This window comes from Tepidisphaeraceae bacterium, assembly GCA_035998445.1.
In the GTDB taxonomy this organism is placed as follows: domain Bacteria; phylum Planctomycetota; class Phycisphaerae; order Tepidisphaerales; family Tepidisphaeraceae; genus DASYHQ01.
Genome location: DASYHQ010000063.1, coordinates 23,647 through 50,274, shown reverse-complemented (window position 1 = coordinate 50,274; position 26,628 = coordinate 23,647). Strand labels below are relative to the sequence as shown.

Below are 26,628 nucleotides of genomic sequence, written 5' to 3'. Positions count from 1 at the left end.
AAGCGACAATCGTGAGGGTGACGCCCATGAGCAACGACACCGCAATGGCCACCGTGAACACGCCGGACGTGCCCCGGCTGATCCGTGGCCGGTTCGTAGCCTACACCGGGCGGCTGGCGACGATGACGCACGAGCAGTTCGTCGACGTCGTCGGCACCTACGGCGGCACCTACAGCAACGGCGTGCGCCTCGGCATCGGCACCGGCCTGCTCGTCGTCGGGCAGCGGTCGATCCCGATCGGCTCCCACGGACTCCCAACCGATCAGCTGCGCCGGGCGCGGATCATGAAGCGGCGGGCCCGCGCGGGCCTGACCGTGCTGAACGAGGAGCAGTTCCTCGGCGGGCTGGGGCTCGAGACGCAGCGCGACCAGGTGCACCCTACGCTGGCAGCGCCGACGGTCTGCGACCTGCTGGGCATCACGCGGCAGCGGCTGCAGGCATGGGTGCGGCTCGGCCTCGTGGAGCCGGTGACGACGCTGCACGGGGTGTGGCACTTCGACTTCCGCCGGGTTTCGGCCGCCAATACGCTCAGCGAGATCGTGCGCAGTGGCGTGCCGATCGGGCGCGTGCGGCGGAGCCTGCGCCAGCTGTCGCGGTGGCTGCCGGACGTGGCTAGCCCGTTGCAGCAACTGGCGGTGCTGGAAGCGACCGGCGACCTGGCCGTGCGGCTGGAGGGCGGCGAGCTGGCGACGCCCGACGGGCAGCTGCAGCTGGACTTCGATCAAGAAGACCCCACAACACACGCCCACGAGCCCGAGGCGTTCATGCGGCTGCGGGCCGACGAGGGGCCGCAAACGGCCGCCGAGTGGTACCAGCAGGGCCTGGAGCGGGAGTCGGGCGGCTACTTCGAGGACGCGGCTGACAGCTACCGTCACGCGCTGTCGGTAGGCGGCCCGGACGTCGACGTCTGCTTCGACCTGGCCAACGCACTGCATCAGCTGGGGCGGCGGCCGGAGGCGGCCGAGCGGTACCGTCAGGTGCTGGAGCTGGACCGCCGCCGGGCCGACGCCTGGAACAACCTGGGCGTGTTGCTATCGGAGCTGAACGAGCCGCTGGAGGCGATCGCCGCGTTGCGGAAGTCATTGGAGGTCGACCCGGACTACGGGCGGGCGCAGTACAACCTGGCCGATGCGCTGGAGGAGGCGGGCCGGCCCTACGACGCCCTGCCGCTGTGGCGCAGCTACGCGGCTGCCGACCCGTTCAGCCAGTGGGGCGTCTACGCCCGCGAGCGGGCCCAAGCCCCCTTCTAGGACCGCGAGATGAAGAACAAGCGAAGTAGTGCACCACCCTCATCGCTGAACGTGCTGTTCATCGGCAACAGCTTCACCGCCCGCAACGACCTGCCCAGATTGGTCGCCACGATCGCGGCGGCCGATGGGCGGTCGCTGTCCCATCGGCTCATCAGCGCCGGCGGCGCCTCGTTACGGCAGCATTGGAACAAGCGCGAGGCGGCTGCGGCGATCGAGGGCGGCGGCTACGACTACGTCGTCCTGCAGGAACAGAGTACCCTGCCGGTGAAGAACGCCCAGCGGATGGCCGAGAACGTGCGACTGTTCGACGAGTGCATCCGCGCCGACGGCAGCCGGACCGCCCTGTACATGACTTGGGCACGGCGACATGCGCCCGAGACGCAGGATGCCATCACCGCGGCGTACGAGCAGATCGGCAGCGAACTTGGGGCGCTGGTCCTGCCTGTAGGTCGCGTGTGGCAGGCGTTTGCACAGCAGCAGCACGCGTCACCGGCGATCTACGACCGTGATGGCAGTCACCCCAGCCTAGCCGGCTCCTACCTGGTGGCCTGCGTGATGTACGGCGTGCTGTTCGGGCAAAGCGTGGTGGACCTTCAGGCGGACGTGGCTGGACTGACGGAGGCGGACAGGCGGCTGCTTCAGACGGCGGCGGCCGCACATTGACGGTGGCTCGCGTAGCCGCCGGGCCGTGATCTACCCATCCGATCGTGATGCCCGGCCTTCGTCTGCCTCGCGCCGGACTGGCGGTGTCTCGGCCGCGAGAAGGGGTTCTTCGTTAACGTTGCTAGCGTTCCATCGCCATGCCACCAGCGCCCCTACCGCGGTCGGCACCAATAACCACCACCAGCTGACGAACGTCCCGGCCCGCGGCGGACGCAGATCGTAGTCGCCGCTGATGCTCGTCACGCCCCATCGCGGCGTCTGGTCCGTCGTCGCCCCCTCGGACGCCTTGGCCCGGAACTCGGCCCACTCGCGGTGCCCGCCCGGCTAGTTGCAAGGGCCTAGGGCCGATTGACCCGCGTCGTCGTCAGCTCCGGGCCCTCGTCGGTAAGCGAGACGCTGCGTGCATACGTCTCACCACCCTGCTGAAAGGGGCCGCAGGAGACGACGAGCGTGTTGGCCTCCGTGTAGAGCTAGGCCCGCAGGACGAAGCCCCCTAAAGCCTGCCCCGTATGCAGGTGACACGCAATAATCTTGTTTCGCGGCGAACAGGATGATATGTTGGTTTTCCCGGAGCTTGGTGGTTACGCCAAGGCAAATCCAATTCTAAAGTCGCAAGAGTAGGAACTGGAGCATTCGATGACTTACGATCACATTACGTCCTCCTTCGGTCCGAAACGAATCTCTGAGCTCCTCAAACGGGCTCCATCTGACGCTAACACGCCGGAAAAGTTGGCCGAGCTTACTGGAGTCCCGGTTGACACCATCACGCTTATGGAAAAGGGCGACTACGAACCTACGGTGCATGTTGCCTGCAAACTTGCAGCGGCTTTTCAGGTGCCACTGGAAAATCTCTTCGTTGACGACGACGACACCAAGACAACAGATGGCAGCCAGTGTTGAGCTCGGAAATCTACGCACCGCTGCACCCTGAGACGCTCGCGGATCCGTATCCGATTTTCCGCCGGCTGCAGGTAGAAGCGCCTGTAGCTTGGCACGACAAGCTTTGTGCTTGGGTGCTGAGCCGATATGACGATTGCAGCCGAGTGCTTCGGTCCTCGGTTGACTTCTCTCGTGACCCGGCGAAGTTGCTCGGAGTCAATGAGACAAGCCGCGAGGGGATGACGATTCAGTCGCACGATCCGCCAGACTCAATTCCGTTGCGACAAGCCTTAGCGATCACCTTGGATCGCATTGACGTAGCGACCGTCTGTCGTGGGGCCGGTGACAGACTCAAACAGTGCCTTGCCCGGCAACCCGTTGACCGTCCTTTCGACTTCATGTCCGATGCCGCCGCTCCCGCGGCCCTCCACTTTGCGTGCCGCTTGATCGGTGTACCCGAGATAGCTTCTGAAACCTATGAATCGATCTTCGTCCGCGTGACGCGGGCAATGGACAGTTCGCTGGACGGAAACCGCTACAACGCTGGTCGCGAAGCCACTCATGAGCTGAATGAGTTGATCTTAGCGGCACTCCCCGTTGCTGCCCCGGGAAGCGTAATTTACGATCTGAATCTGGCTCGGGGTGTAAGGGAGATGTCGGCTGGCTATGTCCGCAACACCATAGCGGCCATGTTCAACGCTGCATATAGCACCGCCCACGCTTCAATGGGCAGCTTCCTTGCACTTTCATTAGAACGTCCCGGCCTAGCGAGGCGCATCGTCGACTCTGGACAGGTGACCAAGGGCGTTCAGGAGCTTTTGAGGTTTACCAGTCCAGCACAAGCCACCATGCGATACTGCGCTCGCGACACAGTCATAAGTGGGATTACGATTCGCAAGATGGAGCCAATAGTTACCTTGATGGCCGCCGCAAACCGTGATCCGAAGCACTTCGTGAACCCGGACGACCTCGTGCTCGATCGCTCACCGAATCCTCATCTCGGTTTCGGTTGGGGTCCGCACTTCTGTGTGGGAGCCATGCCCGCCCAAAGGTTCTTGGAGCACTTCGTGCGACAATTGGCAGATTGGGAGTCTGAGTTCGCTCTCGCGGGTGAGCCCCGTTGGCTCGACACGGCGACTCTCCGCTGCCTCGCTCGCCTTCCCGTTTCACGCCAAGGCCAGTCACCTGTTAACGAGAGAGTCCCGCCTTCGTAAGGAGTTTGATGGCATGCGAACCCTCCTAACCGGCGCTGGAGGTTACATTGGCCTTCACATCGTTCGAGAGCTCCTTGCTGACGGCCAGCACGTCACCGCTGTAGCCCGGTCGCCGGACAAGCTGCTCGGATTCGCGAGCGAGTCCCGGCTTCAAGTAGTCGAAGCTGATCTGCAGGATGATGCCCGGGTCCGGGCGGTGCTTCCAGGTCATGATGTGTGTATCCATGCTGCGATCATCTGGGGTGATCCGAGCGGCGAGCTCGAGGGTCGAGATGCGGCCGTCACCTCAAAGCTTTTCGATGCCGCAGGCAACGCCGGCCTGAAACGGGGAATCTTCCTGTCGTCGGCGGCGGTTCATCGTCCGTTCGCCGGCGAGATGTCCGAGGAGGACTGGCTCAGCCCAACGGATCTCTACGGCGCGAATAAGGCGGCTGGGGAACTATTCCTTCGCGCCGCGTGCGCACGCCATCAAATGACCGGGATTGTCGTTCGTCCAGGTCCCGTCGTAGGTCTGCCGGTGTCTGGCTCCAGCTCTTGTCGGAGCCCAAACCGCCTTTCGGAGATGGTTCGCGCAGCGGCGGAGGGACTACCCGTCGAGGTCGTGAGCAGGGAGGGGCGGCAATTCTCGGACGTGTCAACGTTGGCGAAGGTAGTTCGCATTCTGACCCGGGCAAACAATCCCCTGCCGACCTATATCTGCGTCGATCAGCAAATCCTCACGTGGGAGCATATTGCTCGCATAGTGGTCACTTGTGTGGGCTCTTCTGGCGGCGTGCGTATCCTGCCGGGTGATAGCCGAGATCCGATCCCTCATTTCCGTACGCAACGAATTGAGAGTCTCCTTGGAGGTCAATGCAATGCAGAGAGTGCTTTGCGCGACCACATTCGTTATCTCGCCCGTTCGATGGGAGTGACTCCAGTATAAAAAAGATCCGGAGGCGCCGAGGTGCTATAGAAATCCGCTTGTTACGGTTCCTGGATCTGATTGGTGCAGGCTAAGCAGCCAGTTGATAACATACCGAGGTCTTCAGTTTTTGGTAGGATCGACTCTCGGGAGGACCGCATGTTGAACAGCTTCGATGAGTGGTCTCCTCTTAAGGAGGTAGTCGTCGGAAGTGCGAAGAACTATACCTCGCACGACCGGGAAGTCTCGTTTGACATATTCTTTCACGAGAACCTATTTCGCAGCGACTGGGCCTACCCGCGGCTTAGGAAATCGACGGATCGTAGAGCGCATGAGCGGGCATGGCGGATCAAGCAGCGGTATGTCGATGAACTCAACGAGGACGTGGAGGGGCTTGCCGTAACGCTCGCATCGATTGGCATCAAGGTTCACCGGCCAATCGAGCTGCCCCACAGTGCAGAAACCATCCGCGGCTTCGGGTGGGAAGCGATGCCTGTGCCAGCGCTCAACATCCGAGATAATACCCTGATTCTGGGTGACGAGATCATCGAGACGCCGCCCGCAGTTCGATCCCGATATCTCGAGACGCGTTTGTTGGCCAAGGTATTTCATCATTACTTCGAAGTCGGCGCTCGCTGGACCACGATGCCGAGGCCGGTCCTCACTGACCGATCGTTTGACTTGTCCTATGCACGAGCCACGGAAACAACGCTCGGAGGGCCGACCGAACCGATCGAGAATCCTGAGTCTTCGCCGTACGATGTCGGTCTGGACATGATGTTGGATGGAGCGCAGGTCCTGCGGCTCGGCAAAGACTTAATCGTTAATGTTGCCAACGAGAACCACGCGATCGCTTGCTCATGGCTGGAGCGTCACGTAGGCGAGAGGTATCGGGTGCACCGCGTTTATCAGCTGAGCGACAACCACATCGACAGCATGATCCTCGCCCTGCGTCCAGGTGTGTTCTTGGCCCGGGATCTGAGCGTTCGCGACCATCTACCCGCCCCTTTCAATAAGTGGAAGTTCATCATACCACCTATCCCGTCGGAGAAGAACTTTCCTATTTACGATGACGGCGACCTGTTGCTGACGAGTCCGTACATTGATCTCAACGTGTTGTCCGTAAACCCCGAAACTGTTGTTGCGAACCAGGACTGTCCTGATGTTATCCGGGCCCTAGAGCTTGAGGGCTTTCTGGTTATTCCAGTGCGGCATCGGCACCGTCGGCTCTTCGGCGGGGGATTCCATTGCTTCACCCTGGATATGGTTCGAAGTGGCACGATGGAAGATTACACAAGATGATGAATGCGCACGCACGGTTGCTCATTGCAAATCACGTCGACGGATCGCTACTCCGACAGCCAGATCAGAGAACGTTCGTCCAGAGGATTTTTTGGCTTGCCCGGGAAGGCGACATAGTCATTGTCCCCTCCCCGCCGGATCAGCAGTTCCTCGACCATGTTTGCAGTCTCCTCAGAGTTCGGAAAGAGCGACTCACGATCCTCATCGCGCCCACCGGTCGACACCAGGGGCGGCTACTTGATCCGCTCAGCTTGGTATCACCCGATCTCATTGATCTGTTGACCCCCCTCGTGAAAGACTGCTCGGAACTGCTTTGCCTCTGGCCCGGTGTTCAAGTGGCGGACCTCGCTACACGTTTGAAGATCGAGTTAGCTATGCCAGGGGCACAGTTCTTCAGCCAAGGGGGCGATGCCTTGGTCAATAGCAAGGCGACCTTTCGAGCTCTCGCCGCCGCCAGTGGAACGCCTATTCCAAGGGGAACGGTCTGTAGGACACAAGAGGAGCTCAATTCTGCAATCTCCGCCCTGCTCAAGGACACTGATGGTGTTATGGTCAAACAGGCTCATAACAGTGCGGGGGCGGGCTGCACCGTTATCCGGAAGGACTGGACGACAGCGCCACGGACAGCGGGCTCGATATGGGTCAATGATCTTTCGGAATTAAAAGGAAGCATTCCCTACCTATGGACTTGGGGGTCCATGGATAACCGCTTCCCCGTAATAGTTGAAGAGCTAAAAACCTGCTGCCAGACGGTGTGGTTTGAGTTCAGAGCGGATGATTCGCAAGTTACCTTCCTTGCGGCAGGTGGACTCGAGTACGAACGTGGAAAGTTGGTTCGTGAGCACACGCCGCTCAACTGGGACATCCCGCCGGAAAGTCTGCGCACAGCACTGGAACATGCACGAAAGTTGTCGGAGCTTTACCACGCCATCGGTTATCGAGGATACATGAGTGCCGACGGCATTCTCGATTCGCGGGGAAAGGTTCATTTTACCGAAATGAATGCCCGGGTCGGTGGATCACTGCCCATCTATGGCGGAATCTGGGAACGAGTCGTAAAGAGCTCGGACACAGTAGACCGGCATGTCGTCCAATACCTAACTCCGGCACACTGGCCGGCCATGGGGACCGGGGAAGTGATAGAGGGCCTTAGGCGAACGGGAGCTCTGTATGACACGGAGACGCGTACTGGAGCCATGCTCGGAATCCCTCCCCATACGGAGATAAGCGATGGCAGCTACCTGCTCTGCCTCATCACGCGATCGGGCTCCGAGCAGCACGATCTTTTCGCCAAGATTGACGCTCAATTCAGTACTGGCGGGCCGGGGTCTCAAGACGATGAACATGCCGAGTATAAACACTAACGGTTACCACGCCATGCTTGAGCTGCAGTTGGGCGAGTATGTGCCAGCCGCTCTGAATGTCGCCATTCACTTTGGCGTTCTGGACGCACTTGATCACTCGACGGATCTATCCGAGATATCTGCCTCCCTCGATCTTGACAGGGAATGCTTGGAGCGCCTTCTCCAGCTGCTTGCTGCTTCAACTATACTCCTACGACGCAGCAACGGTAAGTATGTTGTCGATGCGCAGTTTCGTGATTTTGTTACATGGAGCGGACCACTTTTTATAGGGTCCGCTACGGCACGTTCGACTGGAAATATCGCTTATCAGAAGTTAGTTGCTGGTATATCTGGTGATGCAACCCGTATCCGAGAGACCTTCTGCCAGCGTTGGCGCAGAGGCCTGATCAGCGAAGAGGAAGCACGAGGGTTCCTCTTTGGAATGCATCGGCATATTATGGCTCCAATGCTAGAACAGGTGCGTTCCCGTATATTTGACGGGATACCGGCGATAGTGGACGCCGGCGGTGGGTCTGGTGCCCTCGCCGTTGCCCTTAGTTTGGAAGAATCTGCTGTTAGTCCGCCGTTGATCACTATCATGGATCTGGACAACATTTGTGTGGCTTCGTCGAAGATGAATTCGACGTTTGGCATGGACAGAATTCGTTATCACCCGTCCAACTTTTTTGTTGATCCATGGGTGTACGGAGAAGCGTACCACTTCAGCAACATCTTACATGATTGGCCTGAGTTGGAAATTACTTTTCTTCTTAAGCGGGCATACGATCATATGCCGACTGGAGGAGTAATATTTATACATGAAGCGCTACTCGATACTCCTGAACCGACACCAATATCCACCCACGTTCTTCATCTTTTGATTTATATTCACAGTGGCGGAGGAAAATTGCTACAGCAGCAGGTATTTATGTTGCTTCAGGGCGTCGGTTTTGCCGATCCAGAAGTGATCCACAGGTTTTCGATTTACAGTACGATTAGGGCGACCAAACCCTAACAAGATGCTACGCCCCTTGCACCAGGGCGGAACAATGTTTCTGGAAGGACCATCTGAGAACGACCTCGCACCACCTTCTCGAGGTCACGTCGAGACGCTCAGACGCCGGTCTGCCGGCTAACCCTCTCGAATACCAGCGGCTCAATCCTTGGGCTCTACTTGGTAGCCATCGACGAGGGCCTGGTCGAACACAATGCACCCGTGGCCCTCGGCGCCCACGATGGCGTAATCGTTGTCTGTAGCCAGGTACAGATAGCGACGTTCGGACCTCGTCGGATCGTCCGTATCCGGTTTCAATAACGGGGGAACAGTCGGTGTCGTTGTCGAGATCAGTGTGCTGGGCTCGGTCTTCAGCAGGAAACGCACCGGGAGTGGCCGGAACCCCCCGAGCGTGGCCGGAACATGGGTCATGCAGAAGCTCGTGAACGTGCCGACGTACGCGAGGTAAAGCACGACCAGGAGCATCATGGCGACAGCGGATCTACCGAAAGCCGACGGCTGAGCGAACGACACGTTCGACTCCGCGGATGCCTTCACGATGCGAGCTAGGTACAGGGCAACCGCGTAAATACCCGCGATGTTGTGATTAGCCAAGCGGCCGTCAGCAAAGAGTCGCGCACGCTCGGCACACTAAATCGCGGCCCGACCAGAGCCAACATTGGGAGCACCAATAGAATCAGCGTGGTATAAGCTAGACCGAGCAGGAATAACATCAGCAGGAGGCGCGGGAGGCCGGCCCGCACCTCGGCCCACCATTCCTTAACGCTGCCGACCGGCTCCAACGTACTGCCCTTAATCGAGGCTGCCCCCGCGTGAATCAAGGTTGCCACCGCCGCTAGCGGAGTGAGAATCCAAATGCCAGTCGCCACGTACTGCGGCTCAAGCAGGCTACTCGTTGGCAGACCGACGCGCGCGGCGAAGGATGACATTGCGAGGTACCCGGTGAAGTAGACGAACAGTTCAAGTGGTACGCCCCACGCTGCATGTCGCTGGATTTGTTCGACAATCCCCTCGTGTGCGACCGTTGGCTGTTCCGACCCCAGTTCTGCCATCGTCTCCCTTCTGTGATGGCGGATATAGTCGGACGATTGACGATGGTCGTCTAGTGCAATCTGACGCATTGCTTATAACGGGCGCAGCGCGGGCCTCGAGATCACTTCACGTGGTTGCTGCGCTCGGGCCCATTTGTTCACCGTGCCCACGCCGACACCCAGGGTCTTGGCGATCCGAACTTGTCCCATCCCCGACGCCCTCAACTCCGCAGCCCGTTTACGATCGAAGAAGCGAGCCTGCTGGTTACCTATGCGCTTCCCCCTCGCCTTGGCCGCCCTCATCCCCGCCTTCGTCCGTTCACTGATGATGCTGCGCTCGTACTCGGCCATCACGCCGAAGATGCCGGCCAGCATCCGCCCCGCCGCCGTCGTCAGGTCCAGGTTCTCGCGGTACGACACGAGCGCAACGTTCCGCTCCGACATGAACGTGATGATCTTCACCAGGTGCGGCAACGATCGCCCCACCCGGTCCTAGGCGTGGACGACCAGCGCGGGATGGTGCCCCTTCTGCACGGCGTCCCAGCACGCGTTCCAACCCGGCCGGCTGTCCTTCGCCCCGCTCACGCCCTGGTCCGTATACTCGACCGCCCGCCATCCGCGGGACCGGCAGTACTCGCGCAGGTCACAGAGCTGAGCGTCGAGCGTCTGGTCCGAGGTCGAGACGCGAGCGTAGATGGCGACGGGCTTAACAAACTCTGACATCAGTAGTCCTCCGGCAGCAGCACCGTCGTAACGGAGCGGTCGGCCTCCGTTATGATCCAGATCTTGACGCCATAAGCCGTCCGGTAGACCGAAAGGAGGCGTTCGCCGCTGGCCAGGGCACGCTCGTTCGCCCGGGCGTCCGACGCTGAGACCTCGCCCCAGTCCCCTACGCAGTGCCGAGCCAGAAATGGACCAAAGCCCTCCCCGGACGCATCGACGGCCTCAACGGCGCCAGGCGTGGCCACGATCTTGCCCGTGGCGAAGCGTGTGATCCCGTTCATGAGAGGATCCCGTCTGCGGCCAGGTAGGTCGCGGCTTCTGCCAATGAGTGGTGGTACTCGGTCCGGCCGCCGGTCGCCCGCGTCGCCTCGTACGTGCCGTTGGACCGGCACAGGACCGTTCCAACGTTCCGCCGTTCCATCAGGATGGCGACGTACGTTCGCACTCGCCGCGCGGTGTGCTTCAGCGGGTAGAGGGTGATGTCGACGTGGTCGAAGGAGACGGGGGCATGTCGACCGGGTTGATAGGGTCCCAGGCGCCGTGGCCACCCGCGTGGAGCAGGACGTTTGCATTATTCATTGCACCATTAAATCACCCGACAATTTATCGAACAATTATGGGCGCAGTTCGCCCTTCTAATAGATCTCGACAATTATCTGGGCTCGGATGGCGTCCGGTACAGTGGTCAACTGGGATCGGACTTGGCGAGGGCGACGGCGGCGGCCAGCGACTGGGCGAGGAAGCGTTTAAGGGCGGGCGACCCGTGCCGTTCCAAGTCGCGCACGAGGATCCGCAGGCCCTGCTCGCCCTTGGCTACGATGGAAAGGTCGGCGGGCAGGAACAGCTCGCAGTAGTGCACCTTGAGGGCGCCGGCGATGCGCTCGATCGCCTCGAACGATGGGGTCTTGTCGCCCCGCTCGAGCGAGCCGATGTGTTTGTAGTCAAACCCAGATGCCTTGGCGAGCTGTTCCTGCGTCAGCCCCGCCGCATCCCGCAGCGCCAGCAGCCGCTTGCCGAAGACCGTCGCCAGATCGCCCTTTGCCGCCGCCATGTCGCTCCCGTGCCCTGGGTCACTGTTCCCCAGTTGGCAAGGGTATGGCGGCGACGGAACCACTAAACCGCCCCACAGGTCCTATCGCACCGTTGAATAACGCCCAATAGACGCTATTGTGCTCTATGACCCCATCTCACAGGGGTGAGGGCGGACCTTGATAGGACTTGGCAACCATTACGAATACCACGTCGGCATCGACCTCGGGTGCTCGGCGGTCAGTGCCAAGGCCTCGTCCGCGGTCGCCGTACTCAATGCGGGAGGTGCCCTGGTCGAGCCGCCCCACCACTTTCGCAGGTCCTCGGAGCTGATCGGGTACATGAGCCGTTTCCCACGTGACCGCATAATCGTGGCGGTGGATGCGCCCCGGTCGGTGCCCGATCACACTGCCGAGAACTACGCGCGGCGCAGCTGTGAGACGATGCTGCAGGCGGCGACCGGCGAGCACGTCGGGTCCTTCGCGGGCGTCGCCTCGCTGTTCGTGCGATGGTACGAGATTGAGTCGATGCACCTGGCGGACGTCAAGGTGATCGAGACGTACCCGCGGGCGGTGTGGGCGCGGCTGGGCATCCCGCACAAGCCGAAGGATTACAAGCAGCACGCCGGGGCGATCTGCGCCTCGGTGGCAGGCATCACCGGCATCGACTGCAGTGGGTTCACGAATCACCAACTGGACGCGGTGCTCTGTGCGTACACGGCCCGGTGTTACTCGGCCGGTGAAGCCGAGGCGTTCGGCAAGGCTGGCGAGGGGCTGATGTTCATCCCATCGCGGGATGGAGTGGCGACTCCCCAAGCTGATGCCGAGGAAGATGTCGCCGTGCCCTTCCGATCCTTTCCGTCCCAAGTCGATGTGTGGTTGGAACGCCGGAACAGTGGAACGGTCGCTTGATGGCCGGGCTCCGTCCAGTCTCCTGCAGCCGTCCGCCTCGTCCGCAGCGTCCGCCCTCCCTTAGCACCCCGTTGTTCATTCGGTGTGACACGGGGAGCCCCCTGGATGTTGGGGACCCTCTTCTGATCCTCGCGAAGGTCGCAAGGGCCCCCGAGAGGATGGAAGGTGCCCTCGTCGGCGATTAGAGGGATCGGAGCCGGCGGGGACCAATGGGGACGCTGACAACCACGTTCGATTCGGCGGACGGGGCGGACGGGGCGGACGGTGAGGCGGGGGTCTTCGTAAAGTGTCGCCTTGCTTGTAAAATCCACGCCGCGAACACGACGGTGGCGATCGAAACGGATCGTCCGATTTCAGGTGACCGAGTTACACGACCGACCACTTCGGAGGGGTTGATGGACGCCAAGGCGAAGACCGTTCGAGACATCCTGTACGTGGGCGATCAGTACCTGATCCCGTTCTTCCAACGTCATTACTCCTGGAAGCTGAAGAACTGGCAACGCCTATGGGACGACCTGCGGTCGCTGGTCGAGGATGCGAGGCTCCGGGTTCACTTCCTCGGCCCGCTCGTGTGCACGCCGGTCAACCACATGCCCGGCGAGACGCCAGAGTACCTGTTGATTGACGGGCAACAGCGGCTGACGACGCTCACGGTGTTGTTGACGGCGATCCGCGACGTGGCGGCGGAGGCCCAACTGCCCGAGCTTGCGGAGGACGTCAGCGAGACGTTCCTCTGGCACAAGCGGGCAAAGGGCCTCAAGCGGTACAAGGTCGTCCCACGTGTCGGCGACCGTGAGGTCCTGTTCGCCATCGTGGACGGGAAGGCCGCCGAGCAGTCCCGCCGCGACGGGATCGTCCGGGCCCACCGATTCTTCAAAGCGTCGGTCGGCGAGTACGCCAAGGGGGATGAGGAGCGACGGCTCAAGTCGTTGTTGGCCGCGGCGACGGGACGGCTGTCGCTGGTCGTCGTCACCGTCGAGGGCGAGAACCCATACGAGATCTTCGAGAGCCTGAACTCCACGGGACTGCCACTCGCCGAGTCGGACCTGATCCGCAACTTCATCTTCATGAGGGTGCCGCTCGCCGAACAGGACGAGTTCAACCGTCAGAATTGGGTGCCGTTCGAGGCCGTGTTCGAGGCCGGCGAGGACCAGGAGTCGCTGGACCCGACGGCGTTCTACCGCAACTACCTCATGCGGGACGGCGCCTACGCCCGCAGGGGCGCGACGTTCGTGGACTTCAAAGATCAGGTCAGAGCCCGCGACATCGGTGCGGAAGATCTGCTCGCCGAACTCCGCCATTTCGCCAAGTTCGAGGAACTCCTCCGGCGGAAAGGGACGGCCGCCGACGGCCGCCTTGAGTCCGCGCTCGACCGCGTCAGCCTGTTGGACGTAACGACGGCGTACCCCCTGCTCATGCACTTGCTCGCCCGGGAGGCGGCCGGCTCGCTGAGCCTTGACGCCGTGTTGGCGTGCATCGCGGACCTCGAGAGCTTCGTCCTTCGGCGTTCGATCTGCGGTGAGTCGACGCGCTCCTACAACGAACTCATGACTGCCGCCATCAAGGCGATCGATGGCAATCCGGTTGAGGACCTGCGGACGTACTGGGCGGCCAAGGGCTGGCCGGACGACGCGGCGTTTACCACCGCCCTGCTGGGCTTCCCCATTTATCGGCGTGAGCGCCGTAAATGTGAGCTGGTCCTCCGCGGGCTGGAACGGGCACACGGTCACAAAGAAGGCCCCGAACTGGAGAAGCTAACGATCGAGCACGTGCTGCCGCAGTCGATCGACGGCAACGGCAAGTTCGCGAACGCGTGGCAGGAGATGCTCGGCGTCGACTGGCAGGCGGCTCACGACGCGTGGCTGCACACGATCGGCAATCTCACGCTCACCGGGTACAACCCGAACCTCTCGAATCGTCCGTTCGACGTGAAGCGAGGGCTATTCAAGAAGAGCAACGCTCAGCTCAACAAGTACTTCACCACGCTGGCGACGTGGAACGCTGCCGACATTGGCAAGCGGGGACAGACACTGGCGGGCGATATCGCCAAGCTGTGGCCGCGTCTTTCAAAGGCGCCCTACCGCCCCGGAAAGTCGGACGGCGTCGTCGTCACCGACGCGGACAAGGCGACCCTCAAGTCCCTGCGGGGCGAGTACTGGCAAGAGTTCAGCGTGCGACTTGCCACCGTGGCACCCGACCTAGTACCGGCGAAACCGTCCGATCGAGATCATGTGTCGTACAGTGCCGGTCGGTCCGGGGCAGCGTTCGCCGTTGCCACGGACACGGACGAGGCGTGCGTCAACGTCGAGCTCTACTTCCGCGGGGCCGGCGCGATCAGGGATTTGGAGATCGTCCGCCAGGACGAGACCGCGATCGAGTCGGAGCTGGGCTACCAAGTCGAGTGGCTGTCGGACGAGCGGACGCCCAGGGTGGCCGTATTCCTCGATTCAGCCCAGGCCGCCGATCGGGGCGACTGGTCACGGCAACACGACTGGCTCGCCGTGCAGCTCAAACGATTTCATGACGTCTTCACGCCGCGGATCCTCACGAAGTTCGACGATGACAACGAATCGTTGAAAGATGCCAGCGCCACGTTCTGGAAAGGCTTCCAGATGAACGCTGACCGCTTGCGCTTCGACGATGTCGTCGTGATTGAGAAGTCGAAGGAACGCTACGTTCGTCAGGGCGAGCTACAACGTGGCATCCACCTGGTGGTCCAGATCGCACCGGAACGAAACTGGGTGTGGGTGGGCTTCAAGTTCACCGGTAAGGATGCGCTCAAGCACTACGAGATCACCGTCGCGAACGTGGGACAGCTGGCGGCACCGCCGGTGCCGAACGCCACGATGGAACCCGGTGACGACTGGCACTGGGTCGGCGTGTACCGGTTCACGCCCTTCGCGGATTGGACGTCGTGGCAGGAGCGGTTTGCGTGGCTGGAAGACACGCTGCGGCGGTACCGCGCGTTGTACGACGCTCATCTGCAGAAGGCCTAAGCGGCAGCCATTCCGAAACGGTCAGCGGTCATCGCCCTTCGCGACGTGCCTACACCGGTCTCGGGCGCGTCTGCGATGCCATTCCCGAACGGACGTTTCTGAATGCAGACTGATTATGCGTGCTTCATTTCGTGTCTGGGACAAGCAGCTGAGGTTGCACAGCGCGATTCCATCTGAATGAAACATTGCTTGGCAGCAGAAATCAACGACGCGCGGTCGTTGGGTATGCGATATTGAGCTGGTGGCGGATCGCCGGCGCCAGTTCCGTGCCAATTCTGGCGATTGCCATCCGGTGGAAATTGACTACGGCCTCCATGGCGTTAATGTCAGCGTTTGGTTCGAAGTGGGCGCCACCGCCCTTGTTTGCGATCGTTTTGATCACGTGCGCAATGGTCCAATGCCCTTTGAGTAGTTTCTGCGCGAGCCATTGGGGAAGTTTCATCGTCCTTCCGTCAGTGGCAAGAACGCCCGAGAGTGCCAAGTTACATGCGTTCAGGTTCATCCTGACCTGCCCGAACGCGCAGCCCGCACCGAACGTGATCCCACTCGGTCCGTTGACTTGCAGCTGAGCAGGGAGCTGTATGGACGTCAAACTCTTATCCCCCTTAGCTGGGCACACGAGAACAGGCAGATCCACCTGCGGTAGAACGTCCGCGACGAGCGCGGCATTGCCGCTCGAACCCAGCAGTACAATTCGCAAAACTGACGAGATCGCTTTGTAGACCTTTGAATCTTTTGTGGCGCAGAATACCCCCGCCAGCTCTTCCAGCTGGTCTAACTGATCTGCAAGCTCTTTATGGTCTAGCTCGCTGTGCCTCCGCACGTCTGACTGGCGACCAACACAGTGACTTGATTTCTGCTGCGCAGATCGCCGGAATATTCCACCGGGAATCGTCGCTGGCGGCGATGATCGCGAGGCATTCCTCCGGGTTAGCGTTGACGGGGAATGGCAGTCGTTTGCGGATAAGCAAGGCTGTCGTGCGCGACAGCCCCAACGAGATCAGGCTGATCGTGATCGGGTTTGATGCGCCGCATTCCAGGAACAGTTGCAGCGGGACTAGATGGTCTGCGGCTTCGTGCAGCCCAACGTCGTCGAGCACTACGGCGAGAATCTCGCTGTATGCTCGCAGGTTACGCGTGTACCTGTACCGGAGATCGTTCTCAAGAATCCCCATGATATCCGCGATGACCTTGTCGATTTCGGCATCACGGTCGTTGTTGACCAACCACCGGCGTCGCTCCTCAATAATATCTTTCAGCGAGACCTCGCGGATCCACTCGCCAGCCAACCACGCGCACAGCGTGTACCCCTCATCTTCGGGAGGACGTTCCTCCAGAATCTGTTCGACAGTCTGGAAGATCAGCTTCAACCGAACCTGGGAGCCGGAATTGTGAACTGGTAGCGGGGTCCATTGCATCAGATCAGGTTGATTCCGCAGATACTCATATAGAGCCTGCAGCCGCATCGGAAGAATGGTCGCGTTCCTCTCGAAGATGCGCGGCGGAAGGTCCACTTTGATCGCGGCGCAACGCTCCGCAGTCTGCCGTAGACCTTCGGCGTTGCTGTCCGTCCGGTACTGTGAGTCGGCCAAGCTCTTCCCTGCCTGCGTGAACTCTGCAAAGACCTTGCCCAATGCGGCCGTGGCCAGCTCGACCTTGTCCGGTGGAACGGTCCCGTCGATAGCTTGCGTGATCAGTGAGCCACCATCAGAGAGGGTCTCCTCGAATGACGACGTGATTGGCTGCAACACGTCTCCCCGATAAGACTTCACTTCCCACGCTTCTGGGCAGAGGCACCAAACATTACCTTGAAACTCTTTGCAGAGTCGGCCGGCTCGCCCCGCCAAGTTCACGAAGTCACGGCGGCTCATATGTCTCCCGCGACCTCGACTTGGGTTCTCGATGACGATGTGCTTTGCGGGAAGATTCACACCCTGCAGCAGCGTGCTCGTGCAACAGATGAAGCGAAGGTGCCCGCCGCTGAACAATTCCTCGACCGCGTATCTAACTACGGATGGCATCGCGCCGTAGTGGAAGCCGACGCCTCGCTCTAAAACCTTGATCAGTCCGTAATCGGGATGGATGTGGTCCCGCAGGAAGGATGCGACCTCCTGAATCGCCGTCGGAATCGGCTCGTTGCTGTGTTTTTCTACGAGCATCTCCGACACGAGCGCAGCCAATGCCTCGGCCTGTGAGGGTTCGTTCGCATAAACGATGGTGCTCTCGCCGGAACGCGTGATCGCGACCGCTATCCTCGCACGCCGCAAGAGAACCGGTTCGCCGCCAAACCGAAAGCCCAACGCCCACTCCCCAAGGTACACACTCCTCCGGTTCACCAAGACCCAGAAGTCTACCCGTTCCGGGTCGCCTTTCTTCGGATGAACCAAGATGATGTTTTGCGAAACCGGCGAATGCTCCTCGATGAGAGGCGGCGCGGCCCGTTCGCGGTGAAAAATCTGAAGTAGATATCCAGGATTTGAAGAGGTCGGACTTGCAAAATAGGTTCGACATTTCGGAAATCTGGCCAGCACGGCATCGGTCGCAGAGTGGAGGATAATGCCACGCGATCCGTCGCCGATGCCCTGAGCTTCGTCGACGATTAGCGTTGTCACGTCGGGCTCCCCTTCATCAGACTGCAGTAGGCTCACCAGTCTTTCCTGGGTAAGGACGTACACGACTGCGCGACGGGAGGAGCTAGGCTGCAAGGGTATCGGAACGCAACGCACAGCAACGTCCGTCATCGATTCGCGATCTAGCTCGTGAATTACATCCAGCATTACTTGCCGTATCAGGGCACGCGTTGGAACGACATACACGATGCTAGAAAAGCGTTTGGAGGAGCGGATCCGCCGTGCTACGTCCAGCGTCAACACGAACGACTTACCAGCCGAAGTTGGGGCGGAGATGCTCGCAGCTGGCCAGTTGCCCATCTCTTCAAACAAGTCGTACTGAAAATCGGTTAGCGCAAGTGCCCTCCCGCTTGGCAGATCAACGGTGTTGTCGATCTCACGGGCGACTACTTCAAGCGAAAGGTAAGGAGAGAGCCCTGAATCATCCTCGCCCACGCCGTATTCGTCACGAAGCAACTTGCGGCCCGGAAAGTTCCCAAGCCTCGAGAGGACCATCTCGGCTGCGGAGCGTATAGCGGGTGTACGACCGCGATCGACGCGCAGAGCGCGAGTGATGATCTCGAAGGCCCACGTGCGGTCATCGGCAAGCGGAGACAGTGCGAGGCATGACGCCGCAGAGATCATCTCGAAGATTTCCGAAGTCATCAGGGCAACGCCGGCATCGGGAAAGAAATCTTCAATTTCGGCGTCGAAACGCCAGGTCTGCACGCCTTGACCAGGCAGCTGTCGTTCGACATCAGCAAGGATCAAACGTGCAATTTGCCCCTGTAACCCTGCAGATAGCTGTTCTTCCACGACCGCATCCCCTTCGTTGCTTACGCCAATGCCTCATGGAATGCGTCGCGAAATGTTTGAACGCTATCGAATGGCATGAAGAAAAACTCAAACCTTAATTGCTTCAGATTTGAAGCAGCGAAACGACGCGCCAGCATGTCACGTAATTTAGGAGCGCGTAGGGTGTATGCCTGTTTGAAGTCCGCGATGATCTGGTTCACCTCCCCGCTCAACCCCTTATAGAGCTTCCAGTCGTAGCCAATCAAGCACGCATGGTTCACCCGACAGTCACCGCCGCCCTGTTTCCGATCTACATACCTCAGTACTGCGTCCTTTAGCGGACCATCGGCCCATTTGTAATGGCTAGTGACGAGCCGAAGTTCGTGATCATCCAGTTCGTCTGCATGAAATTTCGTCATGCTCTCGAACGCGTTCGACATGGCCTTGGAAACGCTTTTCTCGAGCTTCGCTTCACCGTGGTAGATGTCGAGCACTTGGTCCGCCTGATGCCATTTCATGTGCAAACCATCGGACCCGTGACTTTCAAGATTGGGATTGGTTTTGAGATCGATTTTGGAAACCATCTGCGGGGCACCAAGCACTGCCTCCTGCAAAAAGTACAGAAGCACTTCACCCGCTTCACCTGACATGGACGACTTTCGCAGCAGCTTTTTTGCCTCGCGGCGAAGTTGGCTGTAGTGATGAGCCTTCTCCGGCCGTCCACGTCTACTTGCGGAGAAGCTATATTCGATTAGGTGATCAGCGAGGCATTCAGCCAGATCCTTGAACTTCGGACGCCCGTTGGGGTCGAACTTTAAGTAGTGAAAACGGAGACAAACAGCGACCCCATCGATGACGAGATCATGCTTCAAGCAATCTAGACACGCCTTGTAATTCTCTGAAGACGCCTCAAGATACTTCGAGAGTCCGCCAAGCTGGACAGCGACTTTCTGTGACATGTCATACTCCGACCCTGCCCCCAGCTGTAGACCCAGATCAGCGGACGCCGATCTGCCACCCCCAGATATTGTAGACAGGTGTCCAGATACTTTCACAAGGATTATTCGGCAAGGGCTTGAAAGTGGAAATTTGGGCGGGTAGGTTGAGTACCTGAAATTCGTACTCAACCTACCCGCCCAACCCGCTTTGAAATATTTTTGCTTCCCATTGCCGCTCCGCGAAACACCCGTGTCTGGTAACTGCTAATGAGGTCTTTTACGCGGCTGGTGGCACGAAGTCTGACAGCCTTTGAGCCTCGATGACGTTGGCCGTGTTGAACGTCTTGATTAACGTTGCCAGCTTACGGCGGCTCGTTCCCTTCATGAGGCCCAAGCCAAAGTTTTTCTCCTCTGCGGTCCAGACACCGTCGCCATCGGCGCCCCCGATGCCTGGCGTCAGGTTGAATAGGTTCCACGTCCACCCCGCCGACGTCGCCTGCGCGGCGTCGTCACGGATCGCAACGGCGACGGCCGAGTCATCGTGATTGACGACCACCTCGACCTCTATCAACTCGATTGCCTGGCCGTTGGCGATGGGGTTACAGATCAGCTCTGCCGTGGCGTAGCCCTCGCGTACCCGATGGCTCTGACGTATTCGAGACCCGACATCAACTCGACAGAGGTGAGTTCGTTATCTATCACGGTTCACCATCCGGGCACGGGGTGCCGCAGATGCCGTGGTCCGTGTGACCTCAGAGAACGCAAACCCGCCGTTGAGGTTGTCCCGGTGGTCGTGGGCGGGCAGCGAGCTAGGTGACATCGCTGGCGTGTGGTGGAAGACCTACATCGACCGCTTGTCCTTCCCGTAGCCTGCGAAGTGCGTCCGCACGAAGTTCCACGATTCGACGCCAATCTGGTTGTTCGTCTCGACCGTGGCCTTGCGGTGGAACGTCGACGGCTTGACGAAATCCCACTGCGTCTCGTTATTCGCGGCACTAGCACCCTTCAGTTGGCAGCCCTGTACTTGGTCTGGGATCACCCCCCCTCTGCGGGGACCGCGGTGGCAATAACTAGGAACGCATGAGCGCTATGTCATCGGGCACGGGGAAGACCATGCTCGCGCAGCGTATTCCCGGCATTCTGCCACCGCTTAGGATCAAAACGCCTCCTCGTTGAAGCGGTCCTCCACACTCATGTTCTGCGGGTCGGACGGGTCGGGGTACTTGGCCATCGTTGCTCCTTCAGTAGGAGGCGATGACCGCAACGACCTTCCGTGATGGGCCGGCGTGAGGCCTGGCAACGGGTTGTGTGGGACTCGCGAAGTGTGCGAGGCTGCCTACCTGTTAACTCCCGAGTTGGCGGGAGGAAGGGGTGGGGGATCTTTCTTACCATGTCCGCAACGACCGATCGTCATCTCGTGCAAAGGCGAATCCCCCGGAACGGTTGACGGTATTCCCGGCTCGCTTGCGTACGGGTGGAACCGAGGCTTCGGTCGGTGCCAGTGGGACGCACAGGGTGCGGTCAGGGACCGAACTGGCCGTCCAGCACATCGTCGCGAGCCGCAGCCCACCTGCTCGAGTCTTGGAAGCCGCCAACATCGGACACCGACGTGCATGGAGATCCCGCCCCGATCAAAGGACTGCGTAGTGCCGCCGTGGCGCGTTTCACTAAGGACCACGACCGGTGCATTATTGCACCAAAATCCCGCATCCCGATACGACCGACGCACGGAGCCTATTCCGTCCATTTCATCCATTTCGTCCAGCAATCAACCAGGGCAGCCAATATGGCAGATTGAGCATTTATAATAACTTACGTGTCGACGTACGGGGTTGAGGCGCAAGAGGCTCACACTCTCGCGGATTTTGCCATTCGCGCGCACGCCGTTCGCCGGTGAACCCGCCACGCCTGCACCCACTCGGCCCACATCCGAAGGCCAAAACAGACCCAGAACCGCAATGCGGATGGGAGTGAAGTCCTCGATCGCCAACCGGTCTCCTTGTTCACGCCTGTTGCGCGACGCCTGACGCTTTACCTGTCGCTTTCGCTTGCTCCGCCTAATCGGTGGCGACCGATGTGTTGGATGGGGCGGTGCCATAGCGCGGCGTAGTCGTGACGGGTCGGTCGACCCCCGTCTCTTCCCGAAGGTGGTCGCACGATGATCAGGCGAGGGATGAGCCGCACCGGCGTGCGTCGACCGCGGTCGGGCAGGTCGGGAACAGCCCTACCCGCCAATGTACTGGACACGCCATAGCGAGCGAGCAAACGGTAGGTGCGAACGCGTCGCGGCGTCCCGTCCCGGGCTTCGTCGGGTTGCCGGGCATGACTGACCTTACTCCCGTTGACCGCCGCAAGCCGCGGTTGCTACTGTCCTCGGCCAAGGATATTATTGCCAGCGGGCGACGGGTCGGCAATTCGACTTTCGATCGGGACCCAACCGATCGGACGCACGCGACCGTAACGCCATTGGTGCTGCCGGGCCAAGACCTCGGGGCTAATGCTCTTCAGGGGGTTGGTGACCGTCCACACCATCGCCGATGCCGAGCCGATCTTCAGCCTGATGCCCGGCATCACCCGGGAGGACGTTATCGGGGGGACGCCCGATTTACGTGTCGAGACCTGACATGAATCGTACCTCCTGACTATGCCCGGAAGGCGCCTTCCTGCGGGCAGCGGAGCAGTCAAGCTACCTAGGGATTCCACAGCTTCGATCCGGACGATGCCGACCGCGGGCCCTCCCGATGCCGCGCGTGCGACGCGGGGGGCGGGACTGAGGACGCGCCTCGCCGCCCTCCCAGGCGCGTCCGGTGCGGTGACGAGTACGGTGCTGGAGCGATCAGCCGGCGTTGAGCATGAAATGCAGGATGACCACGACAATCCGAGGATCCACGTGACGCTGTGCGGTGCGACAGGGCGGTCGCAGAGCACGATCCTACCGTATTGGCACGCGCTCCTGCACGTCGCCCAGCTCTACGGCTGGATGCCCGATCACGCGGATCGCTCAGGCCCGACGACGGGGACCAGTGGGCGGACGACCCGAGCCATCGCGCTGGGCCGACTCCGTGCGCGTCGATCCTTCGCCCCAGGGGGCCGCGATACTTTGTCCGCCGCTGAGGCGGGGGCGCTCGCCGACGCGATCGAACTGGCCCTGCCCGACGCGGGGAGCCACAACCAGTTCCTCGAGCTCGAACACGACGAGGACATCTTCTTCACGCGTGCAAGCCCGCTCCAGTGGCTGGGGTTGGATCGGCAGATGCTGGTGGCGGACCTGCTGCCGCTCCTCAGGTCGGGCTCGATCACCTTGGTCTACCACGATTGATCGATGCGATCGCAGGCAGCAGGCGATCGGCTGGGCGGTCCGCCGGGGCAACGTCTCGATGCGCTCGCAGCGGTACTAAAGGTCCCGTGCCCAAGGCCACGATATCCCGCCGTCGCGGCCCCTACCGCCCCACTGCGCTGGCCTCTGGAGAAATGAACATGTCCATGGTTCAAAAATGTACAGGTGCGTGCGCCGCACGGGTGATTTCGACCCAATCGTCTTGTGATTGATCAATAGGGGACGCGGAGAACTCATGGCTGCCGCTCGGCGCGATCATCCGCCGAACGGTGACGCCCAAGGCCGCATGTCGCCGGTGCCCGTGAGGCTGGGATGAAGAGGAGAACGGGACCCGAGAAAGTATCGCGTCGACCTTCTCGGGTCCCGTTCTAGGCAGCGAACAAGCTGGGATTGTGCTCCGCGACCCAGTCCCGGGGCCGCAACGCGTTCAGCTTCAGGTCGAACGTCTCGATCCACCGCCCCCACCTGCGAGAGGTCCCAGAGGCCGTGCGTTCGGCGAGACCCCGGAGGACGTCGTTAGAGCAGGACGCGTCGGAGAGCGGCCGCTGATCGATGGCTCGGCCGCACGCAGCGATCGCCTCACCGTAACGCAGTGAGGCGTTCACGGGACCCAGGACGGCAGCGGTCTCAAGCATCAATCCCATCGTGGGACGATGCGCCAGTTCCAGCTGGAGCCGGATCAGTTTCGTGAGCCTTCGGGCGTTGACCACGTGGCCGTACGACGCCAGCCACGTCACCGCCAGCTCGAACAGGCGAACGTTGGAGGAGGCGCACCGAGCCGTGTCCAGCAACAGCTGCTCGACGTCGACCGAACACGAAGTGTCCACGGAGCCGCCAATCATGGCGCCCAACTTGGACCACTTGGAGGCCATGGATTTGAGGGTATCGGCGTTCACGGCAACTTCCATTCCTTCACGATCGCTCGGCTTAGAGCAATCGCATCGCGTTCCTCGGGATGATCTTCCTCTAATTCATCGAATCGATCAAGGACAAACTTGAGGTCGTCAGCAACAAGCCGCAAGTGCGAAAGGTGATCGATGTCCTTCTGGCGATGTGCCAGCAGCTTCATCGTGATGAAATCCTGCCGGCCAACCGCGTGGACGACCAAACGTCCGAACAGCCCTACCAGAACCTTCCGCTCGTCCCAACCGCGCGGCAGTTTCCAACGGTGCAGCGCCGCAAAGTCGCTCATCCAGGAACCGGGCAGGCCAAGCGTTAGGGCCACCCGTTCTGCGGCGTCGAAGACCGCCTCTTTGTCCGCCGGCATGTGGCAGTCCATCACGTCAACGTCGTCGGTCGCGACGTAGTCGGGCAGCAGCCCCGTGAGCATGCCAGCCGTTCCTCCCACGATCAGGATGTCGATCTGCTCGCCCGCAGCCAACGCTTCGCCGACCTCCGCCAACGCTACGCGGATCGTCTTCCCATCCATCCGTGAATCTCCTCGCGTCCCATTCTAGCACGACATCAACCCCGAGGGATGGACGCATGAATTACCCGCACCTGGCCCTGCAATAGTCTGCGATCACGATCGCGGGCTCCGGCGCACGTTCCGCGCGGCGTCGATGGCAACGGGAACGTCATTGCGCTCTTGAGCGCGTAAGCTCGCTCCCCACCACATCGTGGCCCCCTCGTCTGGCGTCCGGGCAACGCCAGCGCGCACCGCGACCCAATCTGCCTGACCCCCCTCCTACCCGTGCCCGCAAGGGCAGTGCCTTGTCTTCCGGGTCCTCGTGGCCCGGAATCGGCTCGTGGCTCCTGCCGCCATGGCTATACCCGATCTTGGTGGGCATGCCGTGGCCGAAGCCGCGGGGTGGAGAGGGGCGAGTGCAAAATTCGCCCGAGGGCTGCAAGACACGACGTCGTCAGGCACCAGGTCGCAGGGTCGGCGTCGCCTGGGTTTGGTTGGGTCGTGGAACTCGCCCTCGTGACCGGCGACGTCGCGTGCCGTCTGCCTGCCTACGCCCCGATGGATCCACCCTCACACCGCGGGGCAGCGCCGTACGGCCGTGCGGGGGATGCGATCGGGTCTTCTGGGTCGTTCTTGGCCGGTGGCTTTGGGGAAGGCGTGGAGCACCCTGAGTGCCACGCAGTTGAGGCAAGCCCGCGCGTCGCTACGAAACCTCTATAGTCCTCTCCCATCTTCGTACATCTCCGTCCCCCACCTATAGTCAATCAGAAAATCGGGCGCGCGTTCGAGGGGACGAATTCTACTCTCCGTAGCCAAGGGTCCTGCGCATCGACGACGCCCCCGGTACCACGACGCGGGGGAGTCCGATTCGATCGCGGGCAAAATCATACCTCTGCGCTGCCGCTCGGACGGGATATCATCGTGCCCATGAAACGACGAGAGTGGCCCACCCAAGTGCCCCCGGTTTCGCCCGTTACCGGTTTCCACATGATCATGCCTCCGCCGGATTACGACCCGGCCGACCCGTCGTCGCTACAGCGGCTACCGGTTCCCGACGACGAGCCGGCCGTGGTGGCCCCGTTGCCGATCGAGTTCGACTTCACGGGATCGGCAACGTCGCCGACCGTCCGGTCAATCGAACATTCGTTGCGACGACACCGTTTGTTGTTCCTGTGGCAGGCGAGCCCGTCCCACATTCATGTGCCGCTAGAAATGACGCCGGACAAGGGTCGCCTCTACGACATCCTCGGCCTCGATCTTCACGCCCCAGCAACGACCCGACCCGCGGACGCGATCCTGCAGCACGACGCGGGGATCAACCAGTGGCTGGCGGAACAACAGCGCGCCTTAGGAACTGGATCGATGGGCCGCCCCCTCAGGAGCCTGACGGGCCAGTTCCCGGTGCCGGCGTACGCGCTTTGGCGATTCGAGGGCTCACGCCACCGACTGATGATCGACAGCCATCAGGCGGTCGCCCGATCTGTCGGGGCTTCGCTTAGTGCTTCACGCCCGGCGTGGATGGTCGACGCGGACATCGAGACCATCCGCGCCGCCTGCGAACGGTCGCCGAGGCCGCAGGTCGTCTCGGACTGGGGGGATCTCTGGGACGATCGCCCGGAGGTTCGCTGGGACTACCCCGATCTGCTGTGGGATGCGATTGGAAAGCTCGCGCCGCTGGTGGCCATAGAGGCCGGCGCATCTGGTCGGGAAACGCCGGCTCTACGGTACGGCGATCACGCGAAGTGTCGTGCTCAATGGGCTCGGTGCTGAACCGCTCGTGTTAGGCCAAGAACTTCCTCGCCTGAGCGACGCACGCTATCGGCTGGTGGAGAAGCTACTTCTGACTGGCGACGTGGGACTGTCCAAAGATCAGCTAGAGGCCGTCAGCAGCGGCGCGCGCAAGACGCTCAAGTCGCTCGCCAAGTCGCACCCGAACTGGGCGCGAGTCATTCAGTTCCCGGAGAGCGCGGGCAAGGGATATCGGATCGTGGAACGGTCCGGAGACCGGTAGGCCACTCATTCCCACCGAGCGGTACACGATTTCCCACCGTCCACCATCGTATCGTCTGACTTGCCCCGGCTTGGTGTCGGGACCCGGTGAGATGCGAAGCGGTTGACCCTCCGACCCGCGCCCGCGCAACGAATGGTCGTTGAACTCGCACCAGCCCGCGCTGCCCTCGCACCGACGGTCGCGGCGGCGGCCGCGGTAGCCGCGACGCCGGCGTGGCGCGGCCTAACGCAGCGCGACCGACCGCTCGCGATGTGCCGGATGCAGGATGGG

25 protein-coding genes and 1 pseudogene are annotated in these 26,628 nt (G+C 61.1%); 12 read left to right on the top strand and 14 right to left on the bottom strand.

The window, feature by feature from the left end:
• The first annotated feature begins 26 nt into the window (after window positions 1–26).
• From VGN72_24160 to VGN72_24145, 4 genes are all read left to right on the top strand, one after another.
• Window positions 27–1,250 carry a tetratricopeptide repeat protein gene (locus VGN72_24160; GenBank protein ID HEV7302455.1) on the top strand — a complete coding sequence of 408 codons (1,224 nt, stop codon included), beginning with the start codon at window positions 27–29 and terminating at the stop codon, window positions 1,248–1,250.
• 9 nt (window positions 1,251–1,259) lie between these two features.
• Window positions 1,260–1,913, top strand: coding sequence for a hypothetical protein (locus VGN72_24155; protein HEV7302454.1), 654 nt, complete (start codon window positions 1,260–1,262; stop codon window positions 1,911–1,913).
• A 636-nt stretch (window positions 1,914–2,549) separates the two neighbouring features.
• The gene (locus VGN72_24150) at window positions 2,550–2,813 is read left to right on the top strand and encodes a helix-turn-helix transcriptional regulator (GenBank protein HEV7302453.1); all 264 of its coding nucleotides are present in this window, start codon (window positions 2,550–2,552) and stop codon (window positions 2,811–2,813) included.
• The gene (locus VGN72_24145; GenBank protein ID HEV7302452.1) at window positions 2,807–4,006 is read left to right on the top strand and encodes a cytochrome P450; all 1,200 of its coding nucleotides are present in this window, start codon (window positions 2,807–2,809) and stop codon (window positions 4,004–4,006) included. Before VGN72_24150 ends, VGN72_24145 begins: the two co-directional genes overlap by 7 nt.
• A gap of 25 nt (window positions 4,007–4,031) precedes the next feature.
• Here the strand turns inward: VGN72_24145 and VGN72_24140 are convergent, their stop codons facing one another.
• Window positions 4,032–4,217, bottom strand: a complete 186-nt coding sequence (locus VGN72_24140) for a hypothetical protein (protein HEV7302451.1) — start codon at window positions 4,215–4,217, stop codon at window positions 4,032–4,034.
• 852 nt (window positions 4,218–5,069) lie between these two features.
• Between VGN72_24140 and VGN72_24135 the strand changes: the two genes are divergently transcribed.
• The 3 genes from VGN72_24135 to VGN72_24125 all read left to right on the top strand — a co-directional run bounded on the left by VGN72_24135 (window position 5,070) and on the right by VGN72_24125 (window position 8,570).
• Window positions 5,070–6,212, top strand: coding sequence for a hypothetical protein (locus tag VGN72_24135; protein ID HEV7302450.1), 1,143 nt, complete (start codon window positions 5,070–5,072; stop codon window positions 6,210–6,212).
• Window positions 6,213–6,568: 356 nt separating this feature from the next.
• The gene (locus tag VGN72_24130) at window positions 6,569–7,576 is read left to right on the top strand and encodes a hypothetical protein (protein HEV7302449.1); all 1,008 of its coding nucleotides are present in this window, start codon (window positions 6,569–6,571) and stop codon (window positions 7,574–7,576) included.
• Between the two features lie 13 nt (window positions 7,577–7,589).
• Entirely contained in the window at window positions 7,590–8,570 is a 981-nt protein-coding gene (locus tag VGN72_24125; GenBank protein HEV7302448.1) for a methyltransferase, read from the top strand.
• 141 nt (window positions 8,571–8,711) lie between these two features.
• Here VGN72_24125 and VGN72_24120 read toward each other — a convergent pair whose 3' ends face one another.
• The 6 genes and pseudogenes from VGN72_24120 to VGN72_24095 all read right to left on the bottom strand — a co-directional run bounded on the left by VGN72_24120 (window position 8,712) and on the right by VGN72_24095 (window position 11,375).
• Window positions 8,712–9,038, bottom strand: a complete 327-nt coding sequence (locus VGN72_24120) for a hypothetical protein (GenBank protein ID HEV7302447.1) — start codon at window positions 9,036–9,038, stop codon at window positions 8,712–8,714.
• Between the two features lie 77 nt (window positions 9,039–9,115).
• Window positions 9,116–9,691, bottom strand: coding sequence for a hypothetical protein (locus tag VGN72_24115; protein HEV7302446.1), 576 nt, complete (start codon window positions 9,689–9,691; stop codon window positions 9,116–9,118).
• Window positions 9,692–9,694: 3 nt separating this feature from the next.
• Window positions 9,695–10,324, bottom strand: a pseudogene (locus VGN72_24110) (recombinase family protein).
• The gene (locus tag VGN72_24105) at window positions 10,324–10,605 is read right to left on the bottom strand and encodes a hypothetical protein (GenBank protein ID HEV7302445.1); all 282 of its coding nucleotides are present in this window, start codon (window positions 10,603–10,605) and stop codon (window positions 10,324–10,326) included. The pseudogene VGN72_24110 and the gene VGN72_24105 overlap by 1 nt, the downstream one beginning before the upstream one ends.
• A complete protein-coding gene (locus tag VGN72_24100) occupies window positions 10,602–10,769 on the bottom strand; it encodes a hypothetical protein (protein ID HEV7302444.1) in 168 nt (55 codons plus the stop codon). The genes VGN72_24105 and VGN72_24100 overlap by 4 nt, the downstream gene beginning before the upstream one ends.
• A 240-nt stretch (window positions 10,770–11,009) precedes the next feature.
• Window positions 11,010–11,375 carry a helix-turn-helix domain-containing protein gene (locus VGN72_24095; protein ID HEV7302443.1) on the bottom strand — a complete coding sequence of 122 codons (366 nt, stop codon included), beginning with the start codon at window positions 11,373–11,375 and terminating at the stop codon, window positions 11,010–11,012.
• Window positions 11,376–11,694: 319 nt separating this feature from the next.
• On the opposite strand from VGN72_24095, the gene VGN72_24090 reads away from it, so the two are divergent.
• Both VGN72_24090 and VGN72_24085 read left to right on the top strand, forming a co-directional pair.
• On the top strand, window positions 11,695–12,264 hold the full coding sequence (locus VGN72_24090) for a hypothetical protein (protein HEV7302442.1): 570 nt from the start codon (window positions 11,695–11,697) through the stop codon (window positions 12,262–12,264).
• 395 nt (window positions 12,265–12,659) lie between these two features.
• Window positions 12,660–15,260, top strand: coding sequence for a DUF4268 domain-containing protein (locus tag VGN72_24085; GenBank protein ID HEV7302441.1), 2,601 nt, complete (start codon window positions 12,660–12,662; stop codon window positions 15,258–15,260).
• Between the two features lie 202 nt (window positions 15,261–15,462).
• Here VGN72_24085 and VGN72_24080 read toward each other — a convergent pair whose 3' ends face one another.
• The 5 genes from VGN72_24080 to VGN72_24060 form a co-directional block, all read right to left on the bottom strand.
• Window positions 15,463–15,702, bottom strand: coding sequence for a hypothetical protein (locus VGN72_24080; GenBank protein HEV7302440.1), 240 nt, complete (start codon window positions 15,700–15,702; stop codon window positions 15,463–15,465).
• A gap of 352 nt (window positions 15,703–16,054) precedes the next feature.
• Window positions 16,055–18,685 carry a DEAD/DEAH box helicase gene (locus VGN72_24075; protein ID HEV7302439.1) on the bottom strand — a complete coding sequence of 877 codons (2,631 nt, stop codon included), beginning with the start codon at window positions 18,683–18,685 and terminating at the stop codon, window positions 16,055–16,057.
• Window positions 18,686–18,705: 20 nt separating this feature from the next.
• Entirely contained in the window at window positions 18,706–19,623 is a 918-nt protein-coding gene (locus VGN72_24070) for a DUF1837 domain-containing protein (protein ID HEV7302438.1), read from the bottom strand.
• A gap of 256 nt (window positions 19,624–19,879) precedes the next feature.
• Window positions 19,880–20,158, bottom strand: coding sequence for a hypothetical protein (locus VGN72_24065; GenBank protein HEV7302437.1), 279 nt, complete (start codon window positions 20,156–20,158; stop codon window positions 19,880–19,882).
• 285 nt (window positions 20,159–20,443) lie between these two features.
• On the bottom strand, window positions 20,444–20,641 hold the full coding sequence (locus VGN72_24060) for a hypothetical protein (GenBank protein ID HEV7302436.1): 198 nt from the start codon (window positions 20,639–20,641) through the stop codon (window positions 20,444–20,446).
• 1,851 nt (window positions 20,642–22,492) lie between these two features.
• On the opposite strand from VGN72_24060, the gene VGN72_24055 reads away from it, so the two are divergent.
• Window positions 22,493–22,921, top strand: a complete 429-nt coding sequence (locus VGN72_24055; protein HEV7302435.1) for a hypothetical protein — start codon at window positions 22,493–22,495, stop codon at window positions 22,919–22,921.
• 386 nt (window positions 22,922–23,307) lie between these two features.
• Here VGN72_24055 and VGN72_24050 read toward each other — a convergent pair whose 3' ends face one another.
• Window positions 23,308–23,835, bottom strand: a complete 528-nt coding sequence (locus tag VGN72_24050; GenBank protein HEV7302434.1) for a hypothetical protein — start codon at window positions 23,833–23,835, stop codon at window positions 23,308–23,310.
• Window positions 23,832–24,368 carry a DUF6036 family nucleotidyltransferase gene (locus VGN72_24045; GenBank protein ID HEV7302433.1) on the bottom strand — a complete coding sequence of 179 codons (537 nt, stop codon included), beginning with the start codon at window positions 24,366–24,368 and terminating at the stop codon, window positions 23,832–23,834. Before VGN72_24045 ends, VGN72_24050 begins: the two co-directional genes overlap by 4 nt.
• Window positions 24,369–25,334: 966 nt before the next feature.
• Here VGN72_24045 and VGN72_24040 point away from each other — a divergent pair.
• Entirely contained in the window at window positions 25,335–26,117 is a 783-nt protein-coding gene (locus VGN72_24040; GenBank protein ID HEV7302432.1) for a hypothetical protein, read from the top strand.
• A 55-nt stretch (window positions 26,118–26,172) separates the two neighbouring features.
• A complete protein-coding gene (locus tag VGN72_24035) occupies window positions 26,173–26,358 on the top strand; it encodes a hypothetical protein (GenBank protein ID HEV7302431.1) in 186 nt (61 codons plus the stop codon).
• The last annotated feature ends 270 nt before the right edge of the window (window positions 26,359–26,628 follow it).

Excerpts from the sequence above, each read along its gene's own strand:
- VGN72_24150 (HEV7302453.1), top strand. The coding sequence starts at position 2,550 with ATGACTTACGATCACATTACGTCCTCCTTCGGTCCGAAACGAATCTCT.
- VGN72_24080 (HEV7302440.1), bottom strand. The coding sequence starts at position 15,702 with ATGAAACTTCCCCAATGGCTCGCGCAGAAACTACTCAAAGGGCATTGG.
- VGN72_24135 (HEV7302450.1), top strand. The coding sequence starts at position 5,070 with ATGTTGAACAGCTTCGATGAGTGGTCTCCTCTTAAGGAGGTAGTCGTC.
- VGN72_24105 (HEV7302445.1), bottom strand. The coding sequence starts at position 10,605 with ATGAACGGGATCACACGCTTCGCCACGGGCAAGATCGTGGCCACGCCT.
- VGN72_24085 (HEV7302441.1), top strand. The coding sequence starts at position 12,660 with ATGGACGCCAAGGCGAAGACCGTTCGAGACATCCTGTACGTGGGCGAT.
- VGN72_24045 (HEV7302433.1), bottom strand. The coding sequence starts at position 24,368 with ATGGATGGGAAGACGATCCGCGTAGCGTTGGCGGAGGTCGGCGAAGCG.
- VGN72_24125 (HEV7302448.1), top strand. The coding sequence starts at position 7,590 with ATGCTTGAGCTGCAGTTGGGCGAGTATGTGCCAGCCGCTCTGAATGTC.
- VGN72_24070 (HEV7302438.1), bottom strand. The coding sequence starts at position 19,623 with ATGTCACAGAAAGTCGCTGTCCAGCTTGGCGGACTCTCGAAGTATCTT.
- VGN72_24120 (HEV7302447.1), bottom strand. The coding sequence starts at position 9,038 with ATGATGCTCCTGGTCGTGCTTTACCTCGCGTACGTCGGCACGTTCACG.
- VGN72_24160 (HEV7302455.1), top strand. The coding sequence starts at position 27 with ATGAGCAACGACACCGCAATGGCCACCGTGAACACGCCGGACGTGCCC.
- VGN72_24140 (HEV7302451.1), bottom strand. The coding sequence starts at position 4,217 with ATGACCTGGAAGCACCGCCCGGACCCGGGCATCATCCTGCAGATCAGC.
- VGN72_24115 (HEV7302446.1), bottom strand. The coding sequence starts at position 9,691 with ATGCGTCAGATTGCACTAGACGACCATCGTCAATCGTCCGACTATATC.
- VGN72_24155 (HEV7302454.1), top strand. The coding sequence starts at position 1,260 with ATGAAGAACAAGCGAAGTAGTGCACCACCCTCATCGCTGAACGTGCTG.
- VGN72_24040 (HEV7302432.1), top strand. The coding sequence starts at position 25,335 with ATGATCATGCCTCCGCCGGATTACGACCCGGCCGACCCGTCGTCGCTA.
- VGN72_24095 (HEV7302443.1), bottom strand. The coding sequence starts at position 11,375 with ATGGCGGCGGCAAAGGGCGATCTGGCGACGGTCTTCGGCAAGCGGCTG.
- VGN72_24090 (HEV7302442.1), top strand. The coding sequence starts at position 11,695 with ATGAGCCGTTTCCCACGTGACCGCATAATCGTGGCGGTGGATGCGCCC.